This is a genomic window from Kineosporia rhizophila (assembly GCF_021277265.1).
Lineage (GTDB): Bacteria > Actinomycetota > Actinomycetes > Actinomycetales > Kineosporiaceae > Kineosporia > Kineosporia rhizophila.
In genome coordinates this window covers 46,725-62,234 of record NZ_JAJSOH010000018.1, presented here as the reverse complement: position 1 = coordinate 62,234, position 15,510 = coordinate 46,725, and the positions used below count along the sequence as shown (strand labels likewise).

Here is a 15,510-nt window from a genome sequence, read left to right as displayed (position 1 = left end):
CTGACGGGATGAAGAGTGCAGGCGGCCGATGAAGGTTCACTGAAGGCTGCCGGCGGTGGGACGGCCGGGGCTTCAGCGTTTGGTGAAGCGCTCCACGAACTCGGCGAAGTCCGGCCGGCCCACGGTGGCGGCCTGGGCCCAGGACTCGAACTCCAGCACCTCGGGCAGTTCCGAGGTCTCGGCGATCTGCACGGCCCGCTTGGCGTCGCGGATCAGGCCCGGGTCGCGGGAGGCGGCCTGGTGGGCGAGCCGGGTGGCGACCTCGGCCGGGTCGTCGGCGACCTGGGTGACCAGGCCGTGCCGCAGGGCACTGTCGGCGTCGATGGTCTCGGCCGCGATGATCGCCGCCAGGGCCCGGTCGGCGCCCATCCGGCGGGTCAGGAACCAGCTGGCCCCGCCGCCGGGGTGCAGACCGATGTCGGCGAACGTGACGGCGAACTGGGCGTTGCGCCCGGCGATCACGATGTCGCAGGCCAGCGCGATGTTGATGCCCGCCCCGACGGCCACCCCGTGCACCGCGGCGATGGTCGGGATGGGCAGGTCGGCCACCCCGAGGAAGCTGGCGTAGATGTGCTTGAGGTCGTCGCGGATCTGCGCGGTGGGCCGGTTCAGGTCGCCGAACAGGCCGTGGATGTCGGCCCCGGCGCAGAACGCCTTGCCCTCGGCCCGGATCACCAGGGCCCGGGCCGCGTCGTCGGTGGCCACCCGGGCGACCGCCTCGGCCAGCTCGTCCAGCATCTGGGCGGACAGCGCATTACGCCGTTTGGGCGCGGCCAGCACGATGTGCCGCACCGGCCCGTCCTTTTCTAGCCGGACCGACTTCATCGCCGTACCACCCACCCTCCGAGAGGGAGAGATGTTAGGCGGCCGCGGGGTGATCATGCACCTCCGGGCCGGCCGGAGGTGCATGATCACCGGGCTCAGGCCAGCTGCGGGGCCACCGCGGAGGCGACCAGCTCGACGTGGTCGAGGTCGGACAGGTCGAGGGTCTGCAGGAACAGCCGGGTGGCGCCGGCCTCGGCGTACCGGCCGATCGCCTCGACCGCCTGGTCCGGGGTGCCGACGATGCCGCCGTTCTCGCGCATCTCCTCCACGTCCCGCCCGATCGCCGCGGCCCGGCGCTTGACCTCGGCCTCGTCGCGGCCCACGCACAGCACCGCGGCCGAGGAGAAGACCGGCAGGTCGGTGCGGCCGGCCGCGGCGCAGGCCTCGCGCACCCGCTGGAACAGCGGGGCCACCTCGGCCTGCTTCACGAACGGGGTGTTGAACTCGGCGGCGAACCGGGCGGCCAGCGCGGGGGTGCGCTTGGCGCCCTTGCCGCCGACGATGAACGGCAGGCGTTCCTGGGCCGGCTTGGGCAGGGCCGGCGAGTCGGCGAACCGGTAGTGCTTGCCGGTGAAGTCGTAGGTCTCGCCGACCGGGGTGCGGAACAGGCCGTCGATGATCTCGAGCTGCTCCTCCAGGCGGTCGAAGCGCTCGCCCACGGAGGGGAACGGGATGCCGTAGGCGGAGTGCTCGGCGTCGAACCAGCCCGCGCCGAGGCCCAGCTCGACCCGGCCGCCGCTCATCTGGTCGACCTGCGCCACGCTGACCGCCAGCGGGCCCGGGTAGCGGAAGGTGCCCGAGGTGACCAGCGTGCCGAGCCGGATGCGGGAGGTCTGCAGGGCCAGGCCGGCCAGGGTCACCCAGGCGTCGGTCGGGCCGGGCCGGCCGTCGCCGCCCATGGTGAGGTAGTGGTCGGAACGGAAGAAGCCGTCGAACCCGGCGTTCTCCGCGGTCTGGGCGACCGCGAGCAGATCCTGGTACGAGGCGCCCTGCTGGGGCTCGGTGAAAATGGCCAGACGCATGGGCACAGCCTGTCAGAAGGCCCCCGCCGCAGCTCGCGAGCCCTTGCCCGAGCTTGTCGAGTGTTCCTGTCGGCAAGCCAGAACCGGTCGAAACGGCATGGAATTGCGTCCGTCTCACTCTCGTCCGGCGGCTTGTGAACGCACGGTTAAGCGCCGACCATGGGTCTCATGGTGCCTTCCTGGGAGCGCAGGCTCCTCTCTGAGGGGAAGGCTCCGGACCCGCGGTTCACCCTGGCCAACGAACGCACGTTCCTGGCCTGGATCCGCACGTCGCTCGGCCTGATCGCCGGCGGTATCGGTGCGGACGCCTTCCTGACCGACGTCCCCGACCTGGAACGGGAGCTGATCAGCTCACTGCTGCTGCTGATGGGCGGCGCCCTCGGCGTCGCGGCCTACCGCCGCTGGTGGGCCAGCGAGCGCGCGATGCGGGCGGGTGAGCCGCTGCCGCTGCTCGGGCTGGCCGGGCTGCTCGGCTACGGGGTGGGCATCGCGGCGCTGGTGCTGGTGGGCGTCGTCCTGCTCACCGGCTGAAGCCGGTGGCCCGTTCCGAGGACCCGGGCCTGCAGGTGGAACGCACCACGCTGGCCTGGATCCGCACCGCCCTGGCCTTCGCCGTGGTCTCGCTGCTGATGATCCGGGCGGGCCGGCCGGACACCATCGTGGTGGCCATCGTCCTGGCCCTGACCGGGGTGGTCACCGCGGCCGCCCTGGGCCTGGCGCAGCGCGCCCGGCACCGCGAGCGGGTGGCCGACTTCAACCAGGCCGATCCGGTGCACCACCCGCGGGCGGTGCTGACCGGCACCCTGCTGACCGTGCTGCTGGCCCTGGCCGCCCTCTACTGCGTCTGGTCCTGAACGCCGGGGCGGCGGACGATCAGCAGCGTGGTGTCGTCGGTACGCGGCGGGGGCACGGCCTCGACGAGCGTGTCGGCGATCACCTTGAGCGGCTCCTGGCTGACTCCGGCCACGATGCCGGCCAGCCGCTGGATGCCTTCCTCCGGGGAGAGCGCCCGGTCTTCGCTGAGCCCGTCGGAGTAGAGGATCAGCGTCTGGCCCTCCTCGAGGGTGCCCGACCAGGACGTCGCCGGGGTGTCGATACCCAGGCCGATCGGCAGCCGGGCGTCGATCAGCACCGGCCCGGCCTCTCCGGCGCGGGCCAGCACCGGGTGCGGGTGACCGGCCCGGGCGATCTCCAGCGCGCCGGTGGCCGGTTCGTACAGGGCCAGGACCACGGTGGCCAGGGTGGGCCGGAACATCATGTGGGCCAGCGCGTCGAGCCGGCCCAGGGTCTCGGCCGGGGGAGCACCCTCCAGCAGGTAGGCGCGCAGGGCCGTACGTAGCTGCGTCATGGTGGCCGTGACCGCACTGCCGTGACCGGTGACGTCGCCGACCACCAGCGCCAGCTTGCCTCCGGGGAGCTCGAAGCAGTCCCACCAGTCGCCCGCGAAGCGCCCGTCGGGGGCGGGCACGTAACGCACTTCCAGGTCCACGCCGGTCAGGTGGGGCAGACGGGTGGGGTGCAGCGAGTCGTGCAAGTCCTCGACGATGCTCACCGCGTCGCGCTCGTAACGGCGCAGCTGGGTGGTCGCCGCGCTGCCGAGCGCGGTCACTGCCTGCACCTTCCAGGAGTCCCAGGGGGCACTGCGGCCGCGCAGCTTCTGCTCGGCGGCCTCGAACGAACGGCGCGGCCCGATCCGGGCGCTGCCGTCGGCGCGGATCGTGATGGTCTTGTCGTCCGGGTCGCCGGCCCAGCGCACGGTGCGCTCCACCGCCCGGTTCAGCCACAGCACCCAGTGCCCGGGGCTGACCGGCAGCACCAGGGCCCCGGCCACCGCGTCGCTGCCCAGCCCGAGCCCCCGCAGGTCGTCGGTGAAGGCGGGCACGCCGTCGGTGCGGGCCAGCGCCTGCACGATGCGTTCGGCCACCTCCGGCCCGGGAACCTCACCCCAGGTGGCCTGCACCGAACCGGCCCGCACGACCACCCCGCTGGCGTCGGCCAGCGCGGCCACCGGGCCGAGGTCGGTCCGCGCCAGGGCCTCGGTGGGGGACAGCTGGGGCTGGTCGAGGATCGGCAGCAGCTGTTCCAGACGCCTCTGTCCCGCGGCCAGGTGGGCCGCGTCGGCGCCGGCCTGGCGGGTGGTGACGATCTCCATCGCCGCCTGGGTGAGGAAGTCGGCCGCGGCGCGCTCGTCGTGCGAGGGCTGCAGCGGGCCGTCGTAGTGGTGGCAGGCGACCAGCCCCCAGAGCCGCCCCTCGCGCATCATCGAGACCGACATCGAGGCCCGGACCCCCATGCCCCGCAGGTATTCGAGATGCACCGGCGACACGCTGCGCAGCGGTGCGAACGACAGGTCGAGCTCGCCGCCGTCGTCCTCCGGGGTGCGCGGGACCAGCCGGGCCGCGGTGGCGTGCGAGTCGACGATGAAGCGAAGCCGGTTCAGGGTGTACAGCTTCCGCGCCTGGGCGGGGATGTCCGACTCGGGGTAGCGCAGGCCCAGGAAAGGCTCCAGGTGGGGACGCCGGTGCTCGGCGATCACCTCACCGTTCCACTCCCGGTCGAACCGGTAGACCATCACCCGGTCGAACCCGGTGACCCGCTGCACGGCCGTGGTCAGCCGCTGGAGCACCTCTTCCGCGGTGGTGCAGGCCCGCAGCCGGGTGATCTGGTTGTTGGTGGCGGACAGCGAGACCGACCGGCCGAGCGAGGCGTCGCTCACCGCCTCCAGCTCGACCACCAGCCGGTTCTCGCCCGCGAAGTGCACCAGCACGTCGACCGCGCGCCCGGCCCAGGGGCCGCCGGCCGGGCCCCGCCAGCGGATCGGCTCGAGCAGGTCGTCGTCGGCGACCCGCTCGGCGATCGTGGCCCACAGATCCGGGCCGAACACCTCGCTCGCGCCGACGCCGGGGGTGGCAGCGGCGCCGGGCAGGAACCGGCCCAGGTTCTCCGAGGCGGCCAGCAGGGTCTGGTGGCCGGGGTGCACGACCACCATCACGCCGTGGGGCTGCACCGAGCCGGGGTACTGGATCGGCTCCTGGGCGCACTGGTCCAGGTCGGCCGGGCTGATCATCTGCTCGCTCACGGTCGGGGAAGGGCCTTACCTCGGTGGAAGGGTGGGCCGGCCGGGGGCCGGGGTGTGCAGCCAGGCCTCGAACACGGCGAACAGCTCGACCGCGGCGCGGACCGCGTGGGTCAGCGCCTCGGGGCCGAGATCGTCCAGCCGCTGCCGGGTCTCCCGCCAGCAGGCGATCCGGGCCTTGGAGTGGACCAGGCTGGTGCAGGCGCTCTGCGGCACTCCGGCCGCGATGGCGTGGTGGGCGATCACCGCGCCGCCCAGGGCGGAACCGTCGAGCACGTAGAGCTGCCCCAGGGCCCGGGGGCCGGTCGGGGCCGGCGGGAGCGGGCTACGGGGCAGCGCCCGCACCGCAGCCGCGGTCAGGCCCAGGCTGCGCAGATCGGCCTCGATCTGGGTACTGCGCCGACGGGCCGGGGCGATCGGCCCCTCGGCCGCGAGCTCGCGTTCCAGCGGCTCGTGCAGGCCGAGCATGCGCTGCAGCCACCACTGGTGGGTGGCCCGGTCCCAGCTGCGCAGGTCGACCAGGCGGTCGAGCCGCTCGTGCGCCGGGCGGGTGGCCGCCCGCAGAGCCGCGACCCCGTGACCACCAGCGACGTCGGTCATGAGCCTCCTCCGGCTGCCGGGCGGGAAATGCCAGGTGAGATAGCATAACGATGCAAGCTGCCGGAGTCCGTGCGCGTCCAGAAACGGTGCGTGGGCGTCTTCGTGCGGGACGAGCTGGGCAGACGGGGGACTGCCACGGGGCAGACAAGGAGGCGAAGGTGTCCCGGAACCACCAGACCTCTGGGCCGGACCACGACGCCCCGGGTGACGTGGTCGTGCTCGCGCAGGACGACTGCACGCTGGTCATTCTCTACGGCGACGTGGACGTCCGGGTGAGCGACGACCTGGAGTACGCGGGCCGGTTCTCGATCGACGCGGGCCGGCAGACGGTGATGGACGTACGTCAGGTCACCATGATGGACTCGGTGGGCATCTCGTTCGTGGTCCGCCTGGCCGCCGGTCTGCGCAGCGCCGGGGCCGAGCTGCTGCTGCAGGGCCCCTCCCGCCGGGTGGCCGAGCTGATCACCCTGGTGGGCGCGGGCGACCTGGCCCGCTGGCTGCCCGAGCAGCAGCAGGCCGGCGACATCTCGGCCAGTCAGTCATGAGTGCGGCGACCCTGGCCGAGGGTCGGCCGCCGATCGGTTTCTGGGCGCAGCGGCTCGACTGGGTCATCGACTCGGTCGAGGGATCCGTGCGGGCCCGTGACGAGGCCCGCAACGCCGTGGCGGCGGCGGGTGAGTCGCACAACGCCGCGCACCCTTCGGGGCACGTCTTCTCCGCCGCCAGCGAGCGGGTGGCGATGACCATGGGCGAGCTCACCATCAACGGCCTGCGGCACGGGAGGTCACCGGTGTCGGCCTCGCTGTCCCGGGGCAGCCGGGGATGGCTGCTGGTGGTCTCCGATGCCGCGGTCGACCGGATCCCGGCCTCGCCCGGCCCGGACGTGAACGCGGTGGGCGGGCTCGGGCTGCGCCTGATCTCGTCGATGGCGCTGGAGATGGGCTGGTGCCTCGAGCGCGGCCGCAAACTGGTCTGGGCGCTGGTGGCCGACGCGCCCCCGCAGCGCATGATCGCGGTGCTCGACCAGGCCATCGGCTGATCTCAGAGCAGTTCGCGCCCCGCCTGTTCCCGCACCGCGCGGCTGATCCGGTCCAGCAGCGCAGACTCCAGCTTCCAGCGCTGCCAGTGCAGTTCGACCCCAGCGGGCCGGTCGGGAGCCAGCAGCACGAGCCGCCCGGCGGCCACGTCGTCCAAGCACTGCTGGTCGGGCAGCATTGCCCAGCCGAAACCGGCCTTCACCGCCCGGGCGAAGTCTTCCGAGGTAGGCACGTAGTGCCGCGGTGAACGCGGATCGTGCCCGACCGTGCGCCTCAGGAAAGCCTGCTGCAGCCCGTCCTGACGGTCGAAGTCCACCAGCGGAGCCTGGTCGATCAGGGTCAGGTCGCCGGCGCCCCCGCCGAGGTGCCGCGCGACGAATTCGGGCGATGCCACCGCGTGGTAGCGCATCGTCCCCAGTCGCACCGACGAGCAGCCCTGCACCGGGGCGGCCTCGGCGGTCACCGCTGCCATCACGGTGCCCGAGCGCAGCAGGTCCGAGGTGCGCTCCTGGTCCTCGCGATACAGGTCGAACACCACCGCCGTGTCCTGCAGCACGTCGGCCAGGGCGCTCAGGAACCAGGTGCTCAGTGAATCCGCATTGACCGCGAGCGCGATCGAGGGCATCGCGCCGACCGGGGCGGGCGAAAGAGCCCGCGCCGTCTCCTCTTCCAGCAACCGGGCCTGGCGCGCGTGCCGCACCACCACCGTGCCGTCGGCGGTGGGCCGGATCGGCGTGGTGCGCTGCAGCAGCACCCGCCCGGCGGCCTGCTCCATCGCCTTGATCCGCTGGGAGACGGCCGAAGCGGTGATGTTGAGCCGCACCGCGGCCGCGTCGAAGGTGCCTTCGTCCACGGCCGCCAGCAGCGTCTCGAGGTGGTCGCGGTGGAATCGCATAAGCAGAGCTTACGTAGCTTCAGAAAGATGAGCTGTACTTCACCCCGCCCGGCTCCTACCTTCGGTGACATGAGTGCGACCCTCGTGCCCGCCGTCCTTGGTCTGATGACGGGTCTGACCCTGATCGTGGCGATCGGCGCCCAGAACGCCTACCTGTTGCGCCTCGGCATCGCCGAGCGATCGGGGGTGGTTGCGCCGGCGGTGGTGATCTGCGCAGTTTCCGACGCGGTCCTGATCCTGGCCGGGGTGCTGGGGGTGGGCGCGGTGGTGCAGAGCGCGCCAGTGGCTCTCACCGTGATTCGCGTTCTCGGATCGGCCTTTTTGTTCTGGTACGGCCTGACTGCCGCACGCCGGGCCCTGCGGCCCTCGGGTGAGGTGCTCGAGGTGGCCGAGAGCGGCAGCCCGGCGCGGGTGGGCCGGGTGGTGGTCACCATGCTCGCGCTGACCTGGCTCAACCCGCACGTGTACCTGGACACGGTGATCCTGCTCGGCTCGATCGCCAACGGCCAGTCGGTGGGCCGCTGGTGGTGGGTGGCCGGGGCGATCCTGGCCAGCGTGTTGTGGTTCGGTGCACTGGGTTTCGGGGCGCGACTGCTCCGGCCGGTGTTCTCTCGGCCGATGGCCTGGCGGATTCTGGACGGCATCATCGCGGTGGTGATGGTGATGATCGGCGTGCGGATCGCCCTCGGCGTGTGATCAGCTCGGCGCGTCCAGTTCGGTGAGCACCTTCTGGGCGATCCGGAAGGCGGTGTTCGCGTCCGGCACACCGCAGTAGATCGCGCTCTGCAGAATGACTTCCTTGATCTCGTCGTCGGTCAGGCCGTTGGTGCGGGCCGCCCGCACGTGCAGGGCCAGTTCCTCGTGATGGCCCCGGGCGATCAGCGCGGTCAGGGTGATCATCGAACGGCTGCGCCGGTCCAGCCCGGGCCGGGTCCAGATACCGCCCCAGGCGTAGTCGGTGATGAACTGCTGGAAGTCGCGCGTGAATTCGGTCGCCGCGGCGGTGGCCCGGTCGACGTGCTCGGCGCCCAGCACCTCGCGGCGCACCACCGTTCCGGCGTCGATGCGCTCGCCGACGCTCTGGTCGCGGTCGAGGGGGTTCATCTGCGCTCCCTGGTTTCACGGGCCCGATTGAGGACGTCGTCCACGACGAAATCGGTCAGCCCCAGATAGGTTTCGGGTTGGTTGGGAGAGGGGAAGAGCTGGGCCATACTCCTCTGCTCGGCCTGGATGCCCTCGCCGGCCGCCTGCAGGTTCTCGGCCATGCGACTGGGCGAGACCTCGAGCCCGGCCAGCAGTTCCCCGGCCTGCGCCGCGGCCACCACCGCACCTCGTGAAAGTGACTGAAGGGCAGGCCACTCGGCGTGCCACGAGCCGTCCGGCCGCTCGTCCACCGCCTCGGCGGCAGCCAGGTGCAGGGTGGCGGCCAGCTGGGGGGCGCTCAGGGCGGTACGCCGGATCAGCACCGAGAGCACCGGATTGCGCTTCTGGCTCATGGTCGAGGAGCCGCCCCGGCCCTCGGCCACCGGTTCGGCCAGTTCCCCGATCTCGGGGCGCCCGAGCTCGATCACGTCACGGGCGATCCGGCCCCACGCGTCGCAACAGCCCACCAGGGCGTCACCGACGGCGGTGATCGGTGCCCGGGCGGTGTGCCAGGGCGTGCGGAACTGAAGATCCAGGGTCTGGGCCGCGGTCCGCAGGATCGTGACGGCCGTCGCCGCCGGATCGGGAGAACCGGCGAGCCGGGCCAGTTCGACCACGGCGGAGAGGTTGCCGGCCGCTCCACCGAACTGGACGGGCAGGGGCGGCAGCCGGTCCAGACCGTCGCGGGCGTCGAGCAGGGCGGTGAGCCACTGCGCGGCCTTCATTCCGAAGGTGGTGGGAACCGCGTGCTGGGTCAGGGTGCGCCCGGCCATCGGGGTGGCCCGGTGCCGATCGGCCAGACGGGCCACCGCCGCGATCTGGCCGTCGAGTTCGGCCCGCACCTGGGCGAGCACCCGGCCCAGGCATCCCAGCAGCGCCGAATCGAGAACGTCCTGGCTGGTCAGGCCGCGGTGCAGCCACTTCGCGGCGGGTTGGCCGGAGAACTGCTGCCGCAGGAGCCGCACCAGCGGGATCACCGGGTTGCCACCCGCCTCCGAACCGGAGGCGACCTTCGCGACCAGGCCCCGGGCGTCTTCAATTTCGAAGGCACCCAACTGGCCGCCCGCATCGGCGGGAGCGACACCGGCGGCGACCAGGGCCTCCAGCCAGGCTCGCTCCACCTCGACCATGGCCCGCACGAGCGCGGCCGGCGTCATCAGGTCCCCGGCGCGCTCGGCGCCGGGCCAGAACAGGCTGTCCACGTGCGTCAGTCTGCCGCGCCGGTGGCCACATTTCCTGGCCGGTGGCCGGGGAAGTGCAGGAAAACGGTCTCGTCCTCGCCCTGGAGCCGGATGTCGAACCGCCAGCCGTCGGGCTCGGCCGTGGCGATCAGTGTGCGGCGGCGTTCTTCGGGAAGACTTGCCAGGAAGGCGTTCTCGTCCAGATCGGGCCCGGGCAGGTAGGCGCGGGTGAACAGCCGGTCCATCAGGCCCCGGGCGAACACCGTGACGGCGAAGAACGGCTGCTCGCCTCCGGGACCGAGCGTGCTGAAGGTGAAATGGCCGGTGTTGTCGGTGCTGGCGCGGCCCCAGCCGGTGAAGGTGAAGCCGTCGCGGTGCAGCGAACCGCCCTGGCGCACGACCGAGCCGTCGGGAGCGGGCTGCCAGATCTCGATCAGCGCATCACGCACCGGGTTCCCGTTGCCGTCGCGGACCGTGCCGTGAAGCCGGACGGCGCCGGGGGAGTTGGGCGGGACGAGTTCGCAGTCGCCGGTGTAGGGAAGGGCGTAGCCGTAGAACGGGCCCACGGTCTGGCCCGGGGTGGGCGTGCTCATTCGTCGTCGCCCTCCGCCTCGAAACGCGTGCGGTGCGAACCGGTCAGCACGATGTCCCAGCGGTAGCCGGTGCTCCACTCCGGCCGGGTGACCTGGTGGTCGTAGCGGGCCACCAGCAGGTCACGGTCGCGGGGATCGGTGATGGACTGGTAGATCGGGTCGAGCGGGAAGAGTGGATCGCCCGGGAAGTACATCTGGGTGACCAGGCGCTGAGTGAAATCCGTTCCGAACAGCGAGAAGTGGATGTGCGCCGGGCGCCAGGCGTTCTGGTGGTTCTTCCAGGGGTAGGGCCCGGGCCTGATCGTGGTGAAGCGGTAGGTACCGGTCTCGTCGGTCAGGCAGCGGCCGACCCCGGTGAAGTTCGGGTCGATCGGGGCCGGGTGCTGGTCGCGCTGGTGCACGTAGCGGCCGGCCGCGTTGGCCTGCCAGATCTCGACGAGCTGGTGCGGCACCGGCCGGCCGTCGCCGTCGGTGACCCGCCCGGTGACCACGATGCGTTCGCCGATCGGCTCGCCGGAGTGCTGGATGGTCAGGTCCGCCTCGAGCGCGTCGACGTCCTGGTGGCCGAAACAGGGGGCCCAGAGCTCGATCCCCTCGGGGTCGGCGTGGTGCAGGTCCTTGGTGGGATGGCGCAGGATGCTGCTGCGGTAGGGCGGATAGTCCAGCGCCGGCTGGGGGAGCGCGACTGCGGCTGCGGCGTGGGCCTTCTCGATCGCGGCGATCTCGGCGCTGATCTGCTCCTGGGTCGCCACGGCGGCGTCCGACGACGGGGTGGGCATGCCGTGAAGTTAGGCGTTTACAAGGCGGCCCGGACAGGTGAGACTTCCGTTCAGTGGAAGAACGGGCCGAAAGGTGGGATCGTGAGCGCACCGGTGAGCGTGACGTCGCGGGCCCTGGCCCTGCTCAGCGCCTTCGACGAGCACCACCGCCGGCTCACCCTGACCGAGCTGGCCCGCCGGGCCGGCCTGCCCCTGGCCACGGCCCACCGGCTGGCCGGTGAGCTGCTGGAGTGGGGTGCCCTCGAGCGGCAGGCCCCGGGCTCGACGTATTTCGTGATCGGGCGGCGGATCTGGGACCTGGGGCTGCTGGCGCCGGTGCAGACCGGGCTGCGCCAGGTGGCCTCGCCCTTCCTGCACGACATCTACGCCGCCACGCTGGCCACCGTGCACCTGGCGGTGCGCGACGGCGACGAGGTGCTCTACGTCGACCGGCTCGCCGGGCACCAGTCGGTGCCGGTGGTCAGCGAGATCGGTTCCCGGCTGCCGCTGTACTCCACCGGGGTGGGCAAGGTCCTGCTCGCCCACGCCCCGGCCGACGTGCAGCGCCGGGTGCTGGCCGACCTGCGGCGGATCACCCCGTACACGATCACCCAGCCCGGCCGGATCGGCGCCCAGCTGGAGCGGGTGCGCCGGGAGGGGTACGCCCAGACCGTCGAGGAGATGAGCCTGGGCGGCTGTTCGGTGGCGGTGCCGGTGCGCTCGCGCTCGGGCGGGCCGGTCGAGGTGGTGGCCGCGCTCGGCATGGTGGTGCCCTCGCTGAAGCGCGACAAGCCTCGGATGATCGCGGCGCTGCAGGTGGCGGCCGAGGGGATCAGCCGTTCGCTGCGCTGACGCCGCCGGTGACCAGGATGTCGCGGGCCGGCCGGGGCCGGCCCAGGTAGTAGCCCTGGGCCAGTTCGCAGCCGATCCGGCCCAGGCGGTCGAGCTGCTCCTGGGTCTCCACCCCCTCGGCCACCACGTCCAGGCCGAACGCGTGGGCCGCGGTGACCATCAGCTGCACCAGCTGCTGACCGGCCTCCTCACCCGAGCGCAGGAAGCTCTGGTCGATCTTCAGGGTGTCGACCTGGAGCTTCTGCAGCTGCCCGATGCTGGTGTAGCCGGTGCCGAAGTCGTCCAGGCTGACCGACACCCCCAGCGCCCGCAGGTCGCTCAGGTGGGTGTCGGCGGCCGGCTCGTCCAGCAGCACGGTCTCGGTGATCTCGAGAGTCAGCCGGGCGGGCGGTATCCCGCTGTCGGCCAGGGCCCGGCCCACCTCCTCGAGCAGGGTGCGTGAGGCCAGGTGCCGGGCCGAGATGTTCACCGCCATCGTCACCCCGCCGTGCCCGGCCGGGTCCTGCCGGGTCCAGACGGCCAGCTGGCGGGTCGCCTCGGCCAGCACCCAGCGGCCGATCTCGCAGATCAGCAGGCTCTCTTCGGCGGTCGGGATGAACTGGTCGGGCGGTACCAGGCCGCGCTCGGGATGGTGCCAGCGGATCAGCGCCTCGTAGGAGTGCAGCCGGCCCCCGGCGACCTCGAACACCGGCTGGTAGTGCAGCTCGAACTCGCCGGTGGCGAGGCCGTGCCGGATCTCGTCCTCCAGCCGGGCCCGGGCCTGCAGCCCGGTCCGCAGCGCGTCGTCGAACATCTCGACCCGCCCGCCGCCGTGGCTCTTGGCCCGGTAGGCGGCCAGGTCGGCGTCCTGCAGCAGCTGCTCGGCGTCGATCTGGCCGTCCCGGGCCAGGGCGATGCCCACACTGGCGCTGATCACCGCCCGGCCGCCGGCGGTCATGATCGGGGCGCCGACCGTGTCCAGGATGCGCTCGGCGATCTCCACCAGCTCGGCCGGGCCGGGCACCGGGTCGATCAGCACCACGAACTCGTCCCCGCCCTGCCGTCCGACGATGTCGCCCTGGCGCAGGGCGCCCCGGATCCGCCGGGCGGCGGTCTGCAGCACCTCGTCGCCGGCCGCGTGCCCGAGCCGGTCGTTCACCCGCTTGAAGAAGTCCAGGTCGACGAACAGCACGGCGACCTCCTCGCCGCCGCGCCGGGCCCGGTGCATCAGCGCCCCGAGCAGTTCCCGGATGTAGGCCCGGTTGGGCAGGTCGGTGAGCGGGTCGTGGGCGGCCTGGTGCTCCAGGTCGTCCCGGTAGGCGTCACGCTGGCGGGTGGAGACCCGCAGCTGCCGGGTGGAGAGCCAGAGCCGGGCCGGCACCAGGAACGACAGCAGGGTGGAGACCACCGCGATCGGCAGCAGAGGCAGCCGCAGGTCGCGCGCGTGGTCGAGGAACAGCACGCCCGGGACCACCAGCAGCGAGGCGTACATGGTGACCAGCCGCACCGGTGAGATCGCCCAGGTGGGGGTCATGTCCTGGCGGGCGGCGACGGTGGCCGCGCGCACGGCCCCGAAGCCCCAGCCTGCGTACATCAGGAGGTAGAACGTCTCGAACCAGCGGTGCTGGGGGTCGAGCGTGCCACCGCTGGCGCCGTAGATCACGTTGCCGACCAGGCCGAGCAGCACCCCGGCGGTCAGGGCCGCGGTGGCCCGGCCCTCGAGCGGTGCGGGCACACTGGTGACCAGCCAGATCGCGGCCGCCAGCATGGTGATCGTGGTCAGGGGGTACAGCAGGCCGACGGTCTCAGCCAGGTCGAGACCGCCCTGGAACGGCGTGAACAGGGCCACCCAGAGCACCAGGGCCCCGCCCACGGTGACCACGGCGGAGTCGAGCAGCCCGGCCGCGTCCACCCGCTTGCCGCGCTGCAGCAGGGCCAGGCCGGTGGCGGCGGTCAGATTGCCGGTCAGCCAGCACGCGTCGGCCAGGTTCGGGTAGTCCACCGGCAGGCCGCGCAGCTGGTGCCAGGCCATGAAGCCGTCACCGACCGCGCTCAGGCCGGGGGCCGTGGCGAAGATCAGCCAGGTCAGCCGGCGGGGCCGGTCCCATGCGGCGGCCGCGAGCACGGCGAGCATGCTGCTGACGCTGATGGCCACCTGGAACGCGGCTCGCGGGGCGCCGGCGGGCGCCAGCCAGTAGCAGCCGAGCAGCACGGCGGCCACCAGCAGATACCGGCCTGCGGCGTCGAGGCGCATGGTCGTGCGTTCGGCCCCGGCACTGGCCAGGTGGAGAAACCGCCACCCCGGTCACCCTCCTGGCGGGGCCGGGCCCGCCCGAGGTGACCGAAGGTGACCGGGTTCAGAACCCGATCGGCAGACCGGCGTAGTTCTCGGCCAGGCCCCGGGCGCCGGCCTCGCTGCTGGTGACCCATCTCAGCTGGGACAGCTGCAGCTGGGCCTCGAACGGGTCGGCCGAGGTGTGCAGCATGGTGGTCATCCACCAGGAGAAGTGGGTGCAGCGCCAGACCCGGCGCAGCGCGTCGGCGGAGTAGGCCTCGGCCGGGCCGCGGTCACCCTTCAGCAGCAGCGCGGTCAGGGCCGGGGCGAGCAGGGCCACGTCGGCCACGGCCAGGTTCAGGCCCTTGGCCCCGGTCGGGGGCACGATGTGGGCCGCGTCGCCGGCCAGGAAGAGCCGCCCGTGCCGCATCGGCTGCTGCACGAAGCTGCGCATCGGCAGCACGCTCTTGTCGGTCAGCGGCCCGGGGGTGAGCTGCCAGCCGTTCTGGCCGTGCCCCAGGCGGGTGGCCAGGGCCTCCCAGATCCGCTCGTCCGACCACTGGGCCACGTCGGTGTCGGTCGGCACCTGCAGGTAGAACCGGCTGACGGTGGACGAGCGCATCGAGTGCAGGGCGAAACCGTCCGGGTGCCAGGCGTAGATGAGCTCGTCGGTGGAGGGGGCGACGTCGGCCAGCACCCCCAGCCAGGAGTAGGGGTAGGCACGCTGCCAGGTCTGCCGGGCCGCCTCCGGCACGGCGGAGCGGCTCGGCCCGAAAGACCCGTCGCACCCAACCACCACCTCCGCGTCCAGGCGCGCCGGACGTCCATTGTTGTCGGTGTAGGTGACGTAAGGACGATCGGTGCCCAAGTCGTGCAGGGCGGTTTCGCTCACCTCGTAGACGATCTGCTGCCCGGCGGCGTCACGGGCCTTCCCGAGATCCTTCTGCACCTCGGTCTGGCCGTACACCGTGACCGCCCGCCCGGTCAGCTCGACGAAGTCCAGATGGTGACGCTCCTCGGGCCACTGCAGGTAGATGCCGCGGTGCGGATCGCCCTCGGCGGCCAGGCGCTCACCCAGACCGGCCTCGGTGAGCAGGTCGACCGTGGACTGCTCGAGGATCCCGGCCCGGATCCGCGCCTCGACGTACTCGCGGCTGCGGGTCTCGATCACCACCGACTCGATCCCCTGGGCGTCGAGCAGGTGGGAGAGCAGCAGCCCGGCCGGGCCGGCACCGATGATGGCGACTTGGGTACGCATGGCGTCAGTGCACCTC

General features: G+C 72.4%; 17 protein-coding genes. 6 read left to right on the top strand and 11 right to left on the bottom strand.

Going from position 1 to position 15,510, the window contains the following annotated elements:
* Positions 1 to 72: 72 nt before the first annotated feature.
* On the bottom strand, positions 73 to 825 hold the full coding sequence (locus tag LWF15_RS23495; RefSeq protein WP_269810708.1) for an enoyl-CoA hydratase: 753 nt from the start codon (positions 823 to 825) through the stop codon (positions 73 to 75).
* A gap of 95 nt (positions 826 to 920) precedes the next feature.
* Positions 921 to 1,847, bottom strand: coding sequence for an LLM class F420-dependent oxidoreductase (locus LWF15_RS23490; protein WP_232813073.1), 927 nt, complete (start codon positions 1,845 to 1,847; stop codon positions 921 to 923).
* Between the two features lie 168 nt (positions 1,848 to 2,015).
* On the opposite strand from LWF15_RS23490, the gene LWF15_RS23485 reads away from it, so the two are divergent.
* A complete protein-coding gene (locus LWF15_RS23485) occupies positions 2,016 to 2,378 on the top strand; it encodes a YidH family protein (RefSeq protein ID WP_232813072.1) in 363 nt (120 codons plus the stop codon).
* Positions 2,379 to 2,383: 5 nt separating this feature from the next.
* On the top strand, positions 2,384 to 2,701 hold the full coding sequence (locus tag LWF15_RS23480) for a DUF202 domain-containing protein (protein ID WP_232813071.1): 318 nt from the start codon (positions 2,384 to 2,386) through the stop codon (positions 2,699 to 2,701).
* On the opposite strand, the gene LWF15_RS23475 is transcribed toward LWF15_RS23480, so the two are convergent.
* Positions 2,683 to 4,926 (bottom strand): SpoIIE family protein phosphatase, encoded by a 2,244-nt coding sequence (locus LWF15_RS23475; RefSeq protein WP_232813070.1) that lies wholly within the window; start codon positions 4,924 to 4,926, stop codon positions 2,683 to 2,685. The two genes, LWF15_RS23480 and LWF15_RS23475, sit on opposite strands and share 19 nt — an antisense overlap.
* A 15-nt stretch (positions 4,927 to 4,941) precedes the next feature.
* Positions 4,942 to 5,523, bottom strand: a complete 582-nt coding sequence (locus LWF15_RS23470) for a biliverdin-producing heme oxygenase (RefSeq protein WP_232813069.1) — start codon at positions 5,521 to 5,523, stop codon at positions 4,942 to 4,944.
* Between the two features lie 158 nt (positions 5,524 to 5,681).
* On the opposite strand from LWF15_RS23470, the gene LWF15_RS23465 reads away from it, so the two are divergent.
* Both LWF15_RS23465 and LWF15_RS23460 read left to right on the top strand, forming a co-directional pair.
* Positions 5,682 to 6,068 (top strand): STAS domain-containing protein, encoded by a 387-nt coding sequence (locus tag LWF15_RS23465; protein ID WP_232813068.1) that lies wholly within the window; start codon positions 5,682 to 5,684, stop codon positions 6,066 to 6,068.
* The gene (locus LWF15_RS23460; RefSeq protein WP_232813067.1) at positions 6,065 to 6,562 is read left to right on the top strand and encodes an ATP-binding protein; all 498 of its coding nucleotides are present in this window, start codon (positions 6,065 to 6,067) and stop codon (positions 6,560 to 6,562) included. Before LWF15_RS23465 ends, LWF15_RS23460 begins: the two co-directional genes overlap by 4 nt.
* Positions 6,563 to 6,564: 2 nt before the next feature.
* Here the strand turns inward: LWF15_RS23460 and LWF15_RS23455 are convergent, their stop codons facing one another.
* Positions 6,565 to 7,455, bottom strand: coding sequence for a LysR family transcriptional regulator ArgP (locus tag LWF15_RS23455; protein ID WP_232813066.1), 891 nt, complete (start codon positions 7,453 to 7,455; stop codon positions 6,565 to 6,567).
* Between the two features lie 69 nt (positions 7,456 to 7,524).
* Here LWF15_RS23455 and LWF15_RS23450 point away from each other — a divergent pair, with 69 nt between their 5' ends.
* A complete protein-coding gene (locus tag LWF15_RS23450) occupies positions 7,525 to 8,151 on the top strand; it encodes a LysE/ArgO family amino acid transporter (RefSeq protein ID WP_232813065.1) in 627 nt (208 codons plus the stop codon).
* Here LWF15_RS23450 and pcaC read toward each other — a convergent pair whose 3' ends face one another.
* Genes pcaC through pcaH form a run of 4 tightly spaced genes read right to left on the bottom strand, consistent with a single transcriptional unit; the run spans position 8,152 to position 11,151 of the window.
* Complete coding sequence (gene pcaC / locus LWF15_RS23445; RefSeq protein WP_232813064.1) at positions 8,152 to 8,559, bottom strand: 4-carboxymuconolactone decarboxylase; 408 nt, start codon at positions 8,557 to 8,559, stop codon at positions 8,152 to 8,154.
* On the bottom strand, positions 8,556 to 9,800 hold the full coding sequence (locus LWF15_RS23440; protein WP_232813063.1) for a lyase family protein: 1,245 nt from the start codon (positions 9,798 to 9,800) through the stop codon (positions 8,556 to 8,558). Before LWF15_RS23440 ends, pcaC begins: the two co-directional genes overlap by 4 nt.
* A gap of 5 nt (positions 9,801 to 9,805) precedes the next feature.
* Entirely contained in the window at positions 9,806 to 10,372 is a 567-nt protein-coding gene (pcaG, locus tag LWF15_RS23435; protein ID WP_232813062.1) for a protocatechuate 3,4-dioxygenase subunit alpha, read from the bottom strand.
* Positions 10,369 to 11,151, bottom strand: a complete 783-nt coding sequence (gene pcaH, locus LWF15_RS23430; RefSeq protein WP_232813061.1) for a protocatechuate 3,4-dioxygenase subunit beta — start codon at positions 11,149 to 11,151, stop codon at positions 10,369 to 10,371. Before pcaH ends, pcaG begins: the two co-directional genes overlap by 4 nt.
* 81 nt (positions 11,152 to 11,232) lie before the next feature.
* On the opposite strand from pcaH, the gene LWF15_RS23425 reads away from it, so the two are divergent.
* Positions 11,233 to 11,982 (top strand): IclR family transcriptional regulator, encoded by a 750-nt coding sequence (locus LWF15_RS23425; protein ID WP_232813060.1) that lies wholly within the window; start codon positions 11,233 to 11,235, stop codon positions 11,980 to 11,982.
* Here LWF15_RS23425 and LWF15_RS23420 read toward each other — a convergent pair.
* Positions 11,963 to 14,215: a putative bifunctional diguanylate cyclase/phosphodiesterase gene (locus tag LWF15_RS23420; protein ID WP_232813059.1), complete on the bottom strand. Its 2,253-nt coding sequence runs from the start codon at positions 14,213 to 14,215 to the stop codon at positions 11,963 to 11,965. The two genes, LWF15_RS23425 and LWF15_RS23420, sit on opposite strands and share 20 nt — an antisense overlap.
* A gap of 103 nt (positions 14,216 to 14,318) precedes the next feature.
* Entirely contained in the window at positions 14,319 to 15,494 is a 1,176-nt protein-coding gene (locus LWF15_RS23415) for a 4-hydroxybenzoate 3-monooxygenase (protein ID WP_232813058.1), read from the bottom strand.
* Between the last annotated feature and the right edge of the window lie 16 nt (positions 15,495 to 15,510).

Bases quoted from the DNA above. Each gene is read 5' to 3' on its own strand.
- LWF15_RS23490 (WP_232813073.1), bottom strand. From the start codon at position 1,847: ATGCGTCTGGCCATTTTCACCGAGCCCCAGCAGGGCGCCTCGTACCAG.
- LWF15_RS23450 (WP_232813065.1), top strand. From the start codon at position 7,525: ATGAGTGCGACCCTCGTGCCCGCCGTCCTTGGTCTGATGACGGGTCTG.
- pcaC (WP_232813064.1), bottom strand. From the start codon at position 8,559: ATGAACCCCCTCGACCGCGACCAGAGCGTCGGCGAGCGCATCGACGCC.
- LWF15_RS23495 (WP_269810708.1), bottom strand. From the start codon at position 825: ATGAAGTCGGTCCGGCTAGAAAAGGACGGGCCGGTGCGGCACATCGTG.
- LWF15_RS23460 (WP_232813067.1), top strand. From the start codon at position 6,065: ATGAGTGCGGCGACCCTGGCCGAGGGTCGGCCGCCGATCGGTTTCTGG.
- pcaH (WP_232813061.1), bottom strand. From the start codon at position 11,151: ATGCCCACCCCGTCGTCGGACGCCGCCGTGGCGACCCAGGAGCAGATC.
- LWF15_RS23420 (WP_232813059.1), bottom strand. From the start codon at position 14,215: ATGCGCCTCGACGCCGCAGGCCGGTATCTGCTGGTGGCCGCCGTGCTG.
- LWF15_RS23455 (WP_232813066.1), bottom strand. From the start codon at position 7,455: ATGCGATTCCACCGCGACCACCTCGAGACGCTGCTGGCGGCCGTGGAC.
- LWF15_RS23485 (WP_232813072.1), top strand. From the start codon at position 2,016: ATGGTGCCTTCCTGGGAGCGCAGGCTCCTCTCTGAGGGGAAGGCTCCG.
- LWF15_RS23415 (WP_232813058.1), bottom strand. From the start codon at position 15,494: ATGCGTACCCAAGTCGCCATCATCGGTGCCGGCCCGGCCGGGCTGCTG.
- pcaG (WP_232813062.1), bottom strand. From the start codon at position 10,372: ATGAGCACGCCCACCCCGGGCCAGACCGTGGGCCCGTTCTACGGCTAC.
- LWF15_RS23470 (WP_232813069.1), bottom strand. From the start codon at position 5,523: ATGACCGACGTCGCTGGTGGTCACGGGGTCGCGGCTCTGCGGGCGGCC.